Genomic DNA, 13171 nt, shown 5'->3' with positions numbered 1-13171 from the left:
GCCTGGAGGTCTATCATGGCTGTACTTGTGGTTACACTAGTGGTGATGTTGTTTGTTGCATTCGCTTTGTCAATCAGTGTGTTGGCTGGCCGTAAACCTGTATCGGGTTCCTGTGGTGGTGTGGGTAAAGCCTTGGGGGATCCCAATTACGTGTGCGAGTTGTGCGGTGGCGACGAAGCAAAATGTGCGGAAGAAAAATCCAAGCCTGTCCGTACTGAGTTGAAGGCAGATGACCTTTCGTATGATGCGAGTAAGAAGAAGGAATAATTGTTGCAAGACTCAGCAAGTCTTGGATGTCTCATTTGATGATTAGAGGGGAATAAATTGACTGGTCGTAAAAAATCGGCAGATCACAGCTACGATCTTTTAGTAATCGGTTCTGGCCCAGCGGGAGAAAGTGCTGCTATAGCAGCTGCTAAAGCGGGCAAGCGTGTTGGTGTGGTAGAAAATAGGGCACTGGTTGGTGGTGGGTGCGCACATAAAGGCACAATTCCTTCTAAATCTTTGCGCCATGTGGTTAAGCAAATATTGCAATTTAAAGCTAATAGCCTGTTTCGTGAAATTGGTGATAGCCGCCGTTTAACCTTTCCTCGGGTACTGCAATCTGCCGCGAAAGTGATTCCTAAACAAGTTGAATTGCATACCAACTTTTATGTACGCAACCGGGTAACGGTACATATGGGGCAGGCATCCTTTAGTAATCCGAATGTGATTAATTTGGCGATGCTGGATGGTGGTACAGAGACAATTCATGCCGATAAGATCGTAATAGCTACAGGTTCACGTCCTTATCGTCCAGTTGATATTGATTTTAATCATCCACGTATTTATGACAGTGACACCATTCTGGAAATGCAGCACACCCCACGTCACATCATTATTTATGGCGCGGGTGTTATTGGCTGTGAATATGCCTCGATTTTTTCGGGCTTGGGTATGCGGGTAGATTTAATCAATAATCGTGAGCGATTGTTGTCATTTTTAGATGATGAGATTTCTGATGCGCTCAGTTATCACCTGCGCGACAGTGGTGTGACTGTACGTCATGGTGAGGAGTACGAGGCCATAGAGGCGAGCGATAGCAGTGTCACTCTCTTCTTAAAGTCCGGTAAGCGTTTAAAGGCGGATGCCATCCTTTGGTGTAATGGACGCAGTGGTAATACTGACCAGCTGAATTTAGCGGCGATAGGGTTGGAAGCAGATCATCGTGGCAATCTTAAAGTTGATGCAGAGTATCGCACGCAAGTTGAAAATATATATGCGGTTGGTGATGTGATTGGCTGGCCCAGCTTGGCCAGTTCCTCCTATGGTCAGGGGCGAGCAGTGTCCGGTGGCATTTTTGGCGACGAATGCCGCCCGGTTCAAGATGTGCCCACAGGAATTTATACCTTACCGGAGATTAGTTCGGTGGGAAAAACGGAAACTGAATTGACACAGGCCAAGGTTCCCTATGAAGTCGGCCGTGCGTTATTTAAAAATACCGCACGCGGCCAAATCAGCGGTGAAGATGTGGGCATGTTGAAGCTGCTATTTCATGTGGATACGCTTGAAATCCTCGGTGTTCATTGTTTTGGTGCTGAGGCCGCGGAGATTGTTCATATTGGTCAGGCGATCATGACGCAGAAAGGCGAGGGAAATAATATTCATTATTTCCTCAACAACATCTTTAATTATCCAACGATGGCCGAAGCTTATCGTGTTGCGGCATTGGATGGCATTAATCGCATTAGTCGCCGTTAGTAGAATCTGTTTGGTGCTGATTCACAGATATAAATAAGGGCGCTTCAAGCGCCCTTATTTTATTGTCTGCGGAGATATTTTTTATTCGTCCAATATAATGGTTTGATCTTCCTGTGGTTTGAATTTGGCTACGGTATGAATGACATGATCATGTTCAAAATACACCACAAACTCGCTGTATTTCCAACTGGAAATAGGTGGCTCTCCTTTGGCGGGGGTGGTTTCCAGTGGCTCGCCAAAGGCCGCTTGCACGCTTGCTTTGGTCATTCCTTTTGCGGGCATTTTCACTGAAGCTTTGGCGGCGGTTTGTTGCCCTATCGGTATTTTTATTTGTTCGGCATGGACCCCGCCCACAATGTTGGCCGCGAAGAACGTTATGGCGCTGGTGATGATAAATTTACGCAGACTGTTGGCGGTATTCACTCAGTAGTCTCCCGAATTATTGCAGGTAATGTTGGCTTTTACGTCGCTCGGCCATTTGGGCGCGCATGATTTGCTGGCCAATCAGTTGTTGGTGAGCATCCGTGGCACGATGAAATTTTGCCGCAATCTGATATTCGCCACTGTTATTGGGTTCACAGCGTATGACCTTGGCAAACAACGCCAGCCCTGCATTACTGGGTAAAAAAATCAAACGCATGGCGATAAAAGAGTTTGGTTTAACGAGACGCGAACTACCAAAAGCCACACCACCTTCACTGAGATTGACCTGTTTGATGGTTTTTGAGGGCGGCAGGGGTTTGGAATCCGCCATTATCTGCTGGCTAATGATGTCAATTTTGCGATTGAGATTTTGTAAATACTCGCCCATTGCCCGGCTGGTTTCCTTGATCTGATGAAAAAGGTGCGCGTTGTCATTATCAATCTTGCGCAGCTCGGCAAAAAACTTTAACGACAAAGTGTCGGGGAACTGCAGCTCGGGTGCAGCGGTATTAGCGGTGATCTCTTCCACCTCTTTAAATTCGATGGCGATACTTTCATCGATGCGAAAGTAGCTGCGGCGTTCACTCATGACAAAAATCTTCCCGCTGTGATGATTGAGTAAACATAGCACAAGCTGGTCCTGCTGGCGCCGATTTATCGGTGGGGAGGGTGGTTTTACTTGAGCAACGCAAGGCAATTGGGTTTAATGCGCTCATGCTAAAAAACATTCCCCTCTATATCGGTTTGCGCTATACCCGCGCTAAACGTCGCAATCAGTTTATTTCTTTCATTAGTGCCTTTTCATTGGTCGGCATGGCGCTGGGCGTTATGGCGCTGATCATCGTACTTTCGGTGATGAATGGCTTTGATCGTGAAATGAAGGAGCGCATTCTCAGCGTGATTCCTCACGGCTACATAGATCAGCTGCCAGCATTAAAAGATTGGCAAGCGCTTTCTGCAACAGTTGAAAAACACCCCGATGTTATTGCCTCTGCTCCCTATATCGCCAGTAGCGCGATGGTGAGTTACGCCGGTGGTTTTGAGGCCATAGAGCTTCAGGGAATTCTGCCAGACAGCGAGGAGCGAGTATCTATAGTCAATCAACGTATGGTGGTTGGCGATATGGCGGCATTGCAACCCGGCGAATACGGCATTGTGATGGGTCGCCTATTGGCGAGCCGTTTGATGCTGACACCCGGCGATAAAGTGCGGGTGACCTCACCGGAAATTAATATGACCCCCATGGGCGCGTTTACGCGCTCACGCAGTTTTACGCTGGTAGGTGTGTTTGAGGTGAAGGCACAGGTCGATTCCACGCTCGCGTTGATTCATTTACAAGATGCACAGAAATTCCTGCGCCAGCCGGGCGTGCAAGGGCTGCACGTAAAAACCACGGATTTATACAGCGCGGGCCGGGTAATGGCAGAGCTGCGCCAGCAATTGGGTGAGCAGCAATATCAGGTGAAGGATTGGAGCCAAACTCAAGGCAGCTTATTTCAAGCGGTGAAAATGGAAAAAATCGTTATTGGCTCGCTGTTGATGATCATTATTGCCGTGGCGGCGTTCAACATTGTTTCCAGTTTGGTATTGATGGTGGCGGATAAGCGCTCTGATATCGCGGTATTGCGCACCATGGGTGTGAGTGCGCGCCAGGTGATGGCTATTTTTATCGTGCAGGGCAGTGCAGTGGGTTTTATTGGCACCCTGATTGGTGCTGTATTGGGTTGTGTTATCGCGGTGTCACTGACCCCGGTGATGGGCTTTTTGGAATCTCTCGTCGGGCTGCAGGTATTTGATCCAGAGGTGTATTTTATTAGTCAGTTGCCCTCGCTACTGCTGTGGACTGACGTTGTATTTATTTGTTCAGTGGCGCTGTTGTTAAGTTTTATTGCCACTTTATATCCCGCCTATCGCGCGGCCCAAATTGAACCGGCCGAAGCGCTGCGTTATGAATAATCCGAAGGCTGTTATGAATAATCCGAAAGCTGTTATGAATGATTCTGCCGCCGTATTAGTTTGTCGTCAGGTGAGTAAATCTTATCGTCAGGGTTCGCTGGCAGTTGATGTGCTGCACAGCGTGGACTTTCAAATCAACAAGAGTGAGCGCGTCGCCATCGTCGGTGCCTCGGGTTCCGGCAAGTCAACGCTACTTAATATTCTCGGTGGTCTGGATGTGCCGGACAGCGGCGAGGTGATTGTCGCGGGTGAGCAGTTGTCGCGCTTGAGTGCTGATGCGCGCGGTCGTTTGCGCAACCGTAGTCTGGGTTTTGTGTACCAGTTTCATCACTTGTTGCCAGAGTTCACGGCGCTGGAAAACGTGACTATGCCGCTGTTGATTGGCAATTGTGCACCTGCTCAAGCCAAAGCCCGTGCACTGGAGTTGCTGGCGCGAGTGGGTTTGGCTAAACGGGTCGATCACAAGCCCTCCGAGCTTTCGGGTGGCGAGCGTCAACGGGTGGCGATTGCCCGCGCTTTGGTGACCAACCCTGCCTGTGTATTGATGGACGAGCCCACCGGCAATTTGGACAGTCATGCTGCTGATGCTATCCAGGCATTGATGCTGGAGTTGAATCAAGCGATAGGCACCAGCTTTGTGGTGGTAACCCACGATCCGCGTCTGGCAGCACGTATGGATCGCACCTTGCGTTTGGTGGATGGCGTTCTGGTGCGTGACGAAGAATCCTCTGCGGCGACCGGTGCTTACTGATGTTAAATCGCACTATCTTTTTAATCGGCGCACGCTACGGCATAGCCCGAGGCCAAAATCATTTGGTGTCTTTTATATCGCGTTTATCAATCGCAGGTTTGGTTATCGGTGTCGCCTTATTGATTTTGGTGATGTCGATTATGAGCGGTTTTGAAAAGGAGCTGCGTGACAATATTTTGGGCGTTATGCCGCAAGCGACGGTTTATCACCGGAATGCGATTGAGGATCCACAAGCCTTAGTGGCTGAGTTAAAAAAGCATCCGCGAGTCGTAGGCGCTGCTCCTGTTGTACAGCTGCAGGGGCTGTTAAGTCAGCAAAAGCGCGTGGCCCCTGTCATTATTTTTGGCATCGACGCAACACAAGAACAAAACATCTCGAAGCTGCCCGCGTTTTTACCGCAAGGTACGCTTGAAAGCTTGGCAGGCAACAAATCGGCGATTGTGATTGGTCGCGGCGTCGCTGAAAAATTACGCCTTAGTAAGGATGACAATCTCAGTTTGATTTTACCTAACGATGGCAATAACTCGCCCACAGTAAAAGTGCTGCAGGTAATTGCGATTTTGGATACTCATACCGATATCGATAACGGTTTGGCTTTAATGGATATAGAAAGCGCTGCTGAACTTTCCGGATACCCGGGGCAGGTGACAGGTATCCGGCTGAAGATGGATGATTTATTTGCGGCGCCACAAATTGTGCGTGAGATTATGCAAAACATGTCAGATGACTATAGCGGTGTAAGTTGGATGCGTACCCACGGTGGTGTTTATCAATCCATCCAAATGTCAAAAAACATGGTCAGCATGTTGCTGTTTTTGATTATCGCTATCGCCGCGTTTAATTTGGTTTCAACACTCATTATGGTGGTAGTCGATAAACAGGGCGATATTGCGATCCTGCGCACTATGGGCGCCTCGACGTATGAAATTATGGCGATCTTTATGGTGCAGGGCGGGCTGATTGGTTTGATTGGAACTTCAATTGGATTGGTGCTGGGTGTTGTACTTTCCCATTGGGTAACTCCCTTTGTGCAATGGATTGAACGCACCTTTGGCGTTCAGTTTTTACACTCGGATGTCTACCCGATTACTTATCTGCCTTCCGAATTGGTTATTGCAGATGTTGCCAAGGTGGTGATCACAGCACTGGTGATCAGTTTTTTTGTCACCCTTTACCCCGCATGGCGCGCCGCGCGAATTCAACCGGCCGATGCGCTGCGCTATGAATAGTTGGATAAATTAAAAGCATAAAAAAACCCGCTCTAGCGGGTTTTTTTATGCTTTTAATTTTCTTCAGAAGCTTTATGAATGCGTTTTTGCTTCCGCTTTTCCCAGTTATGTCGCACATGCCATCGCCAATATAATTGCATACCAAAATAACCCAGTGTCCCAAACACCAAACCGGTAAGAACCGATCCGGCAAGTAATGGTTTCCATAAATGACCAAATTCGTTTGCCAGCCAATCCCAGGTTAATTCTGGTTGCACCAGCAGTGGCTCACTTTGCAGAATTACTCGTCCCACTTGATAGGTGATGAAAAAGAAAAAGGGCATAGTTAATGGGTTGGTAATCCATACCAATGCCACCGAGATAGGCAGGTTGCACCGAAAGATCAGCGCGGCTACCGCCGCCACGGGCATCTGCCCTGGAATAGGCAGCAATGCGATAAAAAGCCCCCAAAAAAAAGCGACTGATACAGAGTGGCGATTCAGGTGGAATAAGTTTGGGTCGTGCAGCAGATCGCCCAAAAAATGCAGTGCCGGATTGCTTTTAATTGCAGCGGGTGATGGAAAAAAACGTTTCAGTAAATTGCGTGCCATGCTGGAAACCAGAGTACAGCGTAAAAGATTGCGCATTATGCCTATAAATCTGCATTAACACTACGCAGACTTTACGGGCTGGTGCACTTGTTTGCGTGTGGATCATGCCATAAGCTGGGCTGCAATCTGATGACAAGGAGCTCATCTGGACTCACTACTCACCTACGAAAGGATTCTGTAATTGCCATTAAAACTCCTGTTTTTCAGCCTGGGCGTAATCGCCTTCGGTTATTCCCCGCACTTAATTTCACTGTCGTGGCTTTGGTTGCTTGCACCCCTTGCTCTGGCCGCTATTTATTGGCCGCGATTTCGGCTCCCGGTTATGTTCAGCGCAGGTCTCGCGTGGGGGCTGGTATCTGGCCACAATTTAATCGAACAGCAGTTGGCGGAGAACTTGGTCGGTCGCGACCTTGTGGTAACTGGGCAAATTAATGGTTTACCTGAGCGCGATGTACATCGTTTGCGTTTTGACTTTCGGGTGCAGGCGATTACTGGCGCCAGTGGCGAACTTCTCCCACTTGACCAATTCCCGCGCAAATTACAATTGAGTTGGTACTTACCACGAACGTATGGCGTTCAAGATTCCGCTCGGCTAACGCACAGCGAGCTGCCGCAATTGGCAATTGGCGACTACTGGCAGTTGACCGTGCGCCTCAAGCGACCGCGCGGTTTTGTGAACCCGGCGGGATTTGATTATCACGCCTGGTTACTGCGGCAAGGCGTTGGCGCCACTGGGTACGTGCTAGCGACAAGTGATAATCGCGCGCTTCATTCCACCAATACATCATTTCACTGGGATGATTGGATCAACCAGCGGCGCCATAATCTCCAGCAATGGGTGGTGCAGCACAGCGATAGCCCCGAGCGGGGCATTCTGGTGGCCTTATTAATTGGCGATTCGGGGCTGGTCGAAAAAGCCCAATGGCAGCGTATGCAGCAAACTGGCACCAGCCACTTGATTGCCATCTCTGGCCTGCATGTGGGGTTTCTTGCACTCTTTGGGTTTTATGCGGGGCTGCTGCTGGGCAAGTGTGTGCAATTGTTGTGGCATCGTTGCCCGGCGCAGATGATCGCCTGGCTCAGCGCTATTGGTTGCGCCAGTTTTTACGCGGCCTTGGCAGGGTTTAATATTCCCACGGTGCGCACGCTCATTATGCTTAGTTTGTTTTACGCCGCGTGTTTGGCGCGCTGCAACCTGCGTATTAGTGATATTTTTTGCTGGGCCTTGGCGCTCGTTGTGCTCTTGGACCCGCTGGCCGCGTTCGACATGGGTTTTTGGCTGTCTTTCGGTGCTGTGGCACTGTTGCTCATGTATTTTTCCGGTCGTTTGGTGACCAAACGCACGATAGAACCCTGGGCTGGTTTTACCTTCAAAGAACTGCTGATCGGTTTCATTCGCTCCCAGTGGGTAATGTTTATTGGGCTTATGCTGCCGCTCAGTTTATTGGTTAGCACGGTTTCGCTGGTCGCGCCGGTGGGTAATGCTATCGCCATTCCACTGATCACTTTTTTTGTCGTGCCCTTGTTGCTGATTGGTGCTGCGGTGGGCGATGTATGGTTGGGCCTAAGTAACAGTTTACTGGCGATGGCGGCAGGTGCGATGGAATGGCTTGCAGTGTTTTTGGACGGCTTGCTCGCGTTTGCCGGCTCTTGGGCTAGCCCGGTGGTGGCTTTTTCACCCGGCCTATTACTGCTACTGGCGCTGAGTGTTGTGGTGATGTTATTACCGCGCGGCTTGCTGCCTAAATACCTGGGGGTTATCGGTATTGCTGTGGCGGCCAGTTTGAGCTTTTTAATTAAACCGCCTGCGGCAGACGATTTAACCGTTACCGTTCTGGATGTCGGCCAAGGTACTGCCATCGTGGTGCAAGTCGGCTCGCGCACCTTGGTGTACGACACCGGCCCGCAATATTCCCGCAGTTTTGATGCCGGTAGCGCCATAGTTGTCCCTTACTTGTATGCGCAGGGTATTCGCACCATCGACTATTTGGTGGTTAGCCATTGGGATGCGGATCATGCCGGTGGCCTCAAGGGGTTGCTGGAAAAAGTTGAGTCAAGGCAGTTATTGGGTGGTGAGCCGGAGCGAGTGGTCAGTGCGCCCACACAATTGCAAAGCTGCCATGACCATTTACCTTGGCGTTGGGAGAGCGTCGAATTCCGCTTTTTACCCGTACCAACCAGTGCACGGACTAGTGCCAATAATCACTCTTGTGTGCTGCTGATCAGTTATGGCGCTGAACATATTGTTTTGCCGGGCGATATAGAAACCAGCGTCGAACATCAGTTGCTCTATGAGGATCAGGTGCCCGATAAGTTGGCGTTGCTTGCAGCTGCGCATCATGGCAGTCGCACTTCGTCCGGCGTGTTGTGGGTGCAGCGCACACAACCGCGTTACGTGGTGTATTCGGCAGGTTATCGCAACCAACACGGGCACCCGCATCCACAGGTGCAAGCGCGATATCGCACTGCTGGCAGTCAGGCGATTAATACCGCCGATACCGGCGCGGCGGTTTTTCGTTGGCGTGATGGTAGCCTGCAGGCCGTTGAATTACAGCGGGAAAGAGCAGGGCGCTATTGGTATGACCACTAGCGCCAGCAGAGCTAACTGCCACGGGGATATGAAAATTAACGACGTGCCTTTTTGGTTTTAGTCGCTTTGCTTGAGGGGTGTTTACCGGTAGTTTTTGCTTGCAGGGCAAGGTTGGAGAGCATCAGCTGAAAGGCGCCAAAAAATATCGCCATCAAACCAAGCAATGCGGAAAACACAAAACCGCCACTATTGGTAAGTACATAAGCCAGTAGGATTATCAGCATCCCAAATGCGATAAAACCCAAGCCCAATTTTTTTTGAAAGTGCATTGCGAGTTCACTCCTGTTGTTATGAAATTTGGAATTAATCGTTAAATTAAAATGGTGAAAGAACCTGGCTGAAGCAAAGTGCTCAGGCTGATGCACCTGGGCACCAACCTGTTGCTAAAAATTATCTATTTTTTGCCTTAAATACGGCAAGCCATTGGCTGATGAGGACCAGCGCCAGTGCAATTAGCGCCCCCAAAAATTCACGCGCCTCTTCAATATAAGGTTTGTTGGGGTTCATGCTTTGCATAAGCGGCTCCTCTGCCATATGCAAATAATAGTTGTAGGCTCCAGCCCCTGTGCGCGCCATTTCAATAGCGCAGGCGATGAGTGCTACTACCGCAACGATTTTTAATGGCTTATTAATGAGCGCCAGAAAGGGAACAGCGGCACAGAGCAGATAAAACGCAATCCACAGAATTGGGTCTGGGTCGTTCCATTGCACGGCAGAAAAAGCGAGCAACAATAGCAGGTTGATGGTGAGGACAGCATTGCTTACATAACGCATAGATTATTCTCTTGGGGAAGCGGGCAGGCGTGCGATAGTAACAAGCTGGCCCGCTGCTCGCCAAGCGAGTTTGTTTTACTGCCAGGGGCGATTAGTTGTCGCGGAACTCATACATAAGGCTAAACTGCGACTCAGATTATTGGTATAGGTTTTGGTGTAGATGATGGCGGTGGAGATTTGTTAATGGATCAATGTTCACAACCCGGGTTACTGGCTGTTGAGGCTGCGCTGGAGCGCATATTAAATCAGTTAGCGCCAGTGCAAGAGACTGAAACAGTGGCGCTCGCGGATGCACTGGATCGCGTATTGGCGCAAACGGTAATGGCGCCGATTAATGTTCCGGCTGGTGATAACTCGGCGATGGACGGTTACGCGCTGCGGGCTGCGGATTGCAGCGGGGCGAGTGCTGTGACCTTGCGCGTTATAGGTCAATCACTCGCAGGGCACCCCTATGCCGGTGAGCTGTGTGCGGGCGAGGCGGTTCGCATCATGACGGGCGGTCTGCTTCCGGTGGGCGCTGATGCGGTGGTAATGCAGGAAAATACCCTGCGTGTCGGTGATGAGGTAAAGATCAATCAACCCCCTGTTACCGGCGAGAATATCCGTCGCGCTGGTGAAGACATAACCCTTGGTACTCAATTACTACCTGCTGGCCAATTTGTTACGGGGTTGGATATCGGGCTGCTAGCCTCGGTAGGCTGTGCCAGCGTAAACGTACTGCGCAAACTGCGCATTGCCTTGCTCACCACCGGCGATGAGTTATTGCTGCCAGGCATGGCGCCACAGTTGGGTAAAATTTACGACAGTAATCGCCCGTTACTGACGGCATTACTGCAACGATTGCCGGTAGAACTGCTGGATCTCGGTATTATCCCTGACGATCCACACGCCTTGCGCGCCGCGTTCACTACGGCAAGCCAGTGGGCTGATGTGGTGATTTCCACTGGCGGTGTCTCGGTGGGCGATGCGGATTACACCAAAGATGTGCTCGCGGAGTTGGGAGCTATCGACTTCTGGAAAATCGCCATGAAACCGGGTAAACCCTTTGCGTTTGGGCGTTTGGGGGAAGGTTGGTTTTTTGGCCTGCCGGGCAACCCGGTTTCCACCGCAGTCACCTATCACCAATTGGTAGTACCGGCGCTGCGCCATTTGGCGGGCGAGCAATTGTTTGCCGCCGCATCGATTATTGCGCAAGCCGTTGCACCCTTAAAAAAGCAGCCAGGGCGTATGGATTTCCAGCGTGGTCTGCTCACTAATGAGCAGGGCGCCAACCGTGTAATCAGCGTTGGCTCGCAAAGCTCTGGTGTACTTAGCAGCATGGCTAAAGCCAATTGTTATATTTGTCTGGAGCGCGAACGCGGCTCGGTAGCGGCGGGCGAATGGGTAAATGTTATGCCGTTCGATAAATTTATTCGCTAGCAGAGGCGGGCAGGCGAATAAAACGCTCTCCATTAAAATAATAAACCGGTGTTTGATACTCTTCAGGCAGCAACAAGCTGTAAGCCGTAATCCGCCCGGCAGTATCGAGTTGGTCGATGCGAAGGGTTGTAGCGCCCTGAGTGAAAATATCCGGTTTGGCAAAAAAGATCTGCTGGTTGGGCAAGCGGAAATAACGGTAAGCGTTGGGGCTAATGCCAAAGCTGATCTCATTCCCGCTGTGGCTCAGTACAAGCGAGTTTTGCTCATCCAGGTTCATATAACTCAGCACTTCAATACGCGGGCTGTGACCATAGCGAACCCTGAGCGCCTCCTCAAATGAACTGTGCGTAAATAAAAATGCGCTCTGGTAGCAAAACGGCATATTGGCAATAGCGATCACCTCGTGCTGGCGCAGCTCATGGGTTTCGGCTGCGGATAATAAGCGCTCATTTATTTGACTTTGTTCATGCCAAATAAATGACTGGCGTAAGGTTTCGCCACTGTAAATTAACAGAATGATTACCAGCAGAAGATTTAACAATGTGCGCCTGATGCCGCTGGTTGCTGGCCACAACGTCGCAAAAATCAAACTCAATCCGGCGCTGGGTAAATATAAATACCAGCGGTGAGAGTTGCCTCCCGTCATAGGCACCAGAGTTACGAGAATCCAAATAACCCCCAGCCACAGCAGTGGTGAGCGCACAAGGCGACAAGCCGTTGGTCGCCAGATATAGGCCGCAATAGCCAGAATTGATAAGCAAGCAATAACCGTTAGCGCGACAAACAGTTGTGTGTGCAGCAATTGCCATTCGCGGGCAACGTAAAGATCAAAGGGGTAGAGCAGGGCAAATGCCCATTCTGCATAGTTGGTCAAAATATTCAGCGGCGAAAAATCGGTGTATACCGCAACAGCGGCATCCATGGACTTCCATTGATAAATACGCGCGAACAAATAAATCAGTGCTAGCAATGCGTAAGGCCAGAGCGATAGCGCAGTGCGAAACATGGGCATGAAGGCAAGGCTTTGGCGCTGTAATAACAAAATCGCCAACATCATCGCGGGCAGGGTGATGGATAACTCTTTGGAGAGCAGTGCCGCCACAAACCACAACAGAGTGATGAGCTGTTGCCCAAGGCGGGGCGATTGTTTCCAACCCGCAACGCAGTAGAGCGTAGCCAAATAAAATACCGCTGCCACTAAATCAGTGCGCCCCAAAATAAAATGCACACTGGTGGTGTGAATGGGGTGCAATGCAAAAATGCTGCTGGCAATCAGGGCTGTTGTTTTAGCCACACCCAAACGCAACATTATTCCGTAGAGCAGCACAACACACAGCAAGTGCATCAATAAATTGCTGAGTTTGTAGGCGAGTGCGGTATCGCCCATTTGATGATTCAACCACAGTGATAACCGCACCAGTGGGCGATATTCACGACCATAAGGGGTGATGAAAACCTCGGATGCTTCCGCTAGGTTTTTGAAGTGAATATTATTTTCCAAATGGACAAAGTCATCGGAAGAGAAGGACGGCGTCACACCTTTAAAAAAAACAGCACCCGTCAATAACAGCAGTAGTAATAAATAGCGGTGATTAAATAACAGGCGAATTACAGGTAGGTTTTCCATAGGTACATCGGGGAAGTCGTGGTGATAACGGTCGCTATTATGATGGCTTTTGCGTTCAGGTGCAGCAGTTAA

Annotated in this window: 13 protein-coding genes; 7 read left to right on the top strand and 6 right to left on the bottom strand. The window is 50.0% G+C overall.

Annotated elements, in window-relative coordinates; all coding sequences use genetic code 11:
• The first annotated feature begins 15 nt into the window (after positions 1-15).
• A complete protein-coding gene (gene nqrM / locus D0B88_RS14525) occupies positions 16-267 on the top strand; it encodes a (Na+)-NQR maturation NqrM (protein ID WP_040391792.1) in 252 nt (83 codons plus the stop codon).
• Between the two features lie 57 nt (positions 268-324).
• The gene (gene sthA / locus D0B88_RS14520; RefSeq protein WP_151058070.1) at positions 325-1740 is read left to right on the top strand and encodes a Si-specific NAD(P)(+) transhydrogenase; all 1416 of its coding nucleotides are present in this window, start codon (positions 325-327) and stop codon (positions 1738-1740) included.
• An 81-nt stretch (positions 1741-1821) separates the two neighbouring features.
• On the opposite strand, the gene D0B88_RS14515 is transcribed toward sthA, so the two are convergent.
• On the bottom strand, positions 1822-2163 hold the full coding sequence (locus tag D0B88_RS14515; protein ID WP_151058068.1) for a hypothetical protein: 342 nt from the start codon (positions 2161-2163) through the stop codon (positions 1822-1824).
• 16 nt (positions 2164-2179) lie between these two features.
• Positions 2180-2752 (bottom strand): PilZ domain-containing protein, encoded by a 573-nt coding sequence (locus D0B88_RS14510; RefSeq protein ID WP_007641776.1) that lies wholly within the window; start codon positions 2750-2752, stop codon positions 2180-2182.
• Between the two features lie 125 nt (positions 2753-2877).
• On the opposite strand from D0B88_RS14510, the gene D0B88_RS14505 reads away from it, so the two are divergent.
• The 3 genes from D0B88_RS14505 to D0B88_RS14495 are packed head-to-tail and all read left to right on the top strand — an operon-like array spanning position 2878 to position 6099.
• Positions 2878-4119, top strand: a complete 1242-nt coding sequence (locus D0B88_RS14505; protein WP_151058066.1) for a lipoprotein-releasing ABC transporter permease subunit — start codon at positions 2878-2880, stop codon at positions 4117-4119.
• A 34-nt stretch (positions 4120-4153) separates the two neighbouring features.
• A complete protein-coding gene (gene lolD / locus D0B88_RS14500) occupies positions 4154-4870 on the top strand; it encodes a lipoprotein-releasing ABC transporter ATP-binding protein LolD (protein ID WP_151059458.1) in 717 nt (238 codons plus the stop codon).
• Entirely contained in the window at positions 4870-6099 is a 1230-nt protein-coding gene (locus D0B88_RS14495) for a lipoprotein-releasing ABC transporter permease subunit (protein ID WP_151058064.1), read from the top strand. Before lolD ends, D0B88_RS14495 begins: the two co-directional genes overlap by 1 nt.
• A 53-nt stretch (positions 6100-6152) precedes the next feature.
• On the opposite strand, the gene D0B88_RS14490 is transcribed toward D0B88_RS14495, so the two are convergent.
• Positions 6153-6689 carry a DUF2062 domain-containing protein gene (locus tag D0B88_RS14490; protein ID WP_007641766.1) on the bottom strand — a complete coding sequence of 179 codons (537 nt, stop codon included), beginning with the start codon at positions 6687-6689 and terminating at the stop codon, positions 6153-6155.
• A gap of 181 nt (positions 6690-6870) precedes the next feature.
• On the opposite strand from D0B88_RS14490, the gene D0B88_RS14485 reads away from it, so the two are divergent.
• Positions 6871-9279: a DNA internalization-related competence protein ComEC/Rec2 gene (locus D0B88_RS14485; protein WP_151058062.1), complete on the top strand. Its 2409-nt coding sequence runs from the start codon at positions 6871-6873 to the stop codon at positions 9277-9279.
• Between the two features lie 35 nt (positions 9280-9314).
• Here the strand turns inward: D0B88_RS14485 and D0B88_RS14480 are convergent, their stop codons facing one another.
• Positions 9315-9548 carry a hypothetical protein gene (locus tag D0B88_RS14480; protein WP_151058060.1) on the bottom strand — a complete coding sequence of 78 codons (234 nt, stop codon included), beginning with the start codon at positions 9546-9548 and terminating at the stop codon, positions 9315-9317.
• A 121-nt stretch (positions 9549-9669) separates the two neighbouring features.
• A complete protein-coding gene (locus D0B88_RS14475) occupies positions 9670-10053 on the bottom strand; it encodes a transmembrane 220 family protein (RefSeq protein ID WP_151058058.1) in 384 nt (127 codons plus the stop codon).
• A 183-nt stretch (positions 10054-10236) separates the two neighbouring features.
• On the opposite strand from D0B88_RS14475, the gene glp reads away from it, so the two are divergent.
• Entirely contained in the window at positions 10237-11472 is a 1236-nt protein-coding gene (gene glp / locus D0B88_RS14470) for a gephyrin-like molybdotransferase Glp (RefSeq protein ID WP_151058056.1), read from the top strand.
• On the opposite strand, the gene D0B88_RS14465 is transcribed toward glp, so the two are convergent.
• On the bottom strand, positions 11462-13099 hold the full coding sequence (locus D0B88_RS14465; RefSeq protein WP_151058054.1) for a glycosyltransferase family 39 protein: 1638 nt from the start codon (positions 13097-13099) through the stop codon (positions 11462-11464). The two genes, glp and D0B88_RS14465, sit on opposite strands and share 11 nt — an antisense overlap.
• Between the last annotated feature and the right edge of the window lie 72 nt (positions 13100-13171).

Source organism: Cellvibrio sp. KY-YJ-3, from assembly GCF_008806955.1.
GTDB lineage: Bacteria > Pseudomonadota > Gammaproteobacteria > Pseudomonadales > Cellvibrionaceae > Cellvibrio.
This window is presented reverse-complemented; position numbering and strand designations above follow the sequence as displayed.

Coding starts and splice junctions, on each gene's coding strand:
- nqrM (WP_040391792.1), top strand. CDS start 16: ATGGCTGTACTTGTGGTTACACTAGTGGTGATGTTGTTTGTTGCATTC.
- D0B88_RS14510 (WP_007641776.1), bottom strand. CDS start 2,752: ATGAGTGAACGCCGCAGCTACTTTCGCATCGATGAAAGTATCGCCATC.
- D0B88_RS14505 (WP_151058066.1), top strand. CDS start 2,878: ATGCTAAAAAACATTCCCCTCTATATCGGTTTGCGCTATACCCGCGCT.
- lolD (WP_151059458.1), top strand. CDS start 4,154: ATGAATGATTCTGCCGCCGTATTAGTTTGTCGTCAGGTGAGTAAATCT.
- D0B88_RS14495 (WP_151058064.1), top strand. CDS start 4,870: ATGTTAAATCGCACTATCTTTTTAATCGGCGCACGCTACGGCATAGCC.
- D0B88_RS14490 (WP_007641766.1), bottom strand. CDS start 6,689: ATGGCACGCAATTTACTGAAACGTTTTTTTCCATCACCCGCTGCAATT.
- D0B88_RS14480 (WP_151058060.1), bottom strand. CDS start 9,548: ATGCACTTTCAAAAAAAATTGGGCTTGGGTTTTATCGCATTTGGGATG.
- D0B88_RS14475 (WP_151058058.1), bottom strand. CDS start 10,053: ATGCGTTATGTAAGCAATGCTGTCCTCACCATCAACCTGCTATTGTTG.
- glp (WP_151058056.1), top strand. CDS start 10,237: ATGGATCAATGTTCACAACCCGGGTTACTGGCTGTTGAGGCTGCGCTG.
- D0B88_RS14465 (WP_151058054.1), bottom strand. CDS start 13,099: ATGGAAAACCTACCTGTAATTCGCCTGTTATTTAATCACCGCTATTTA.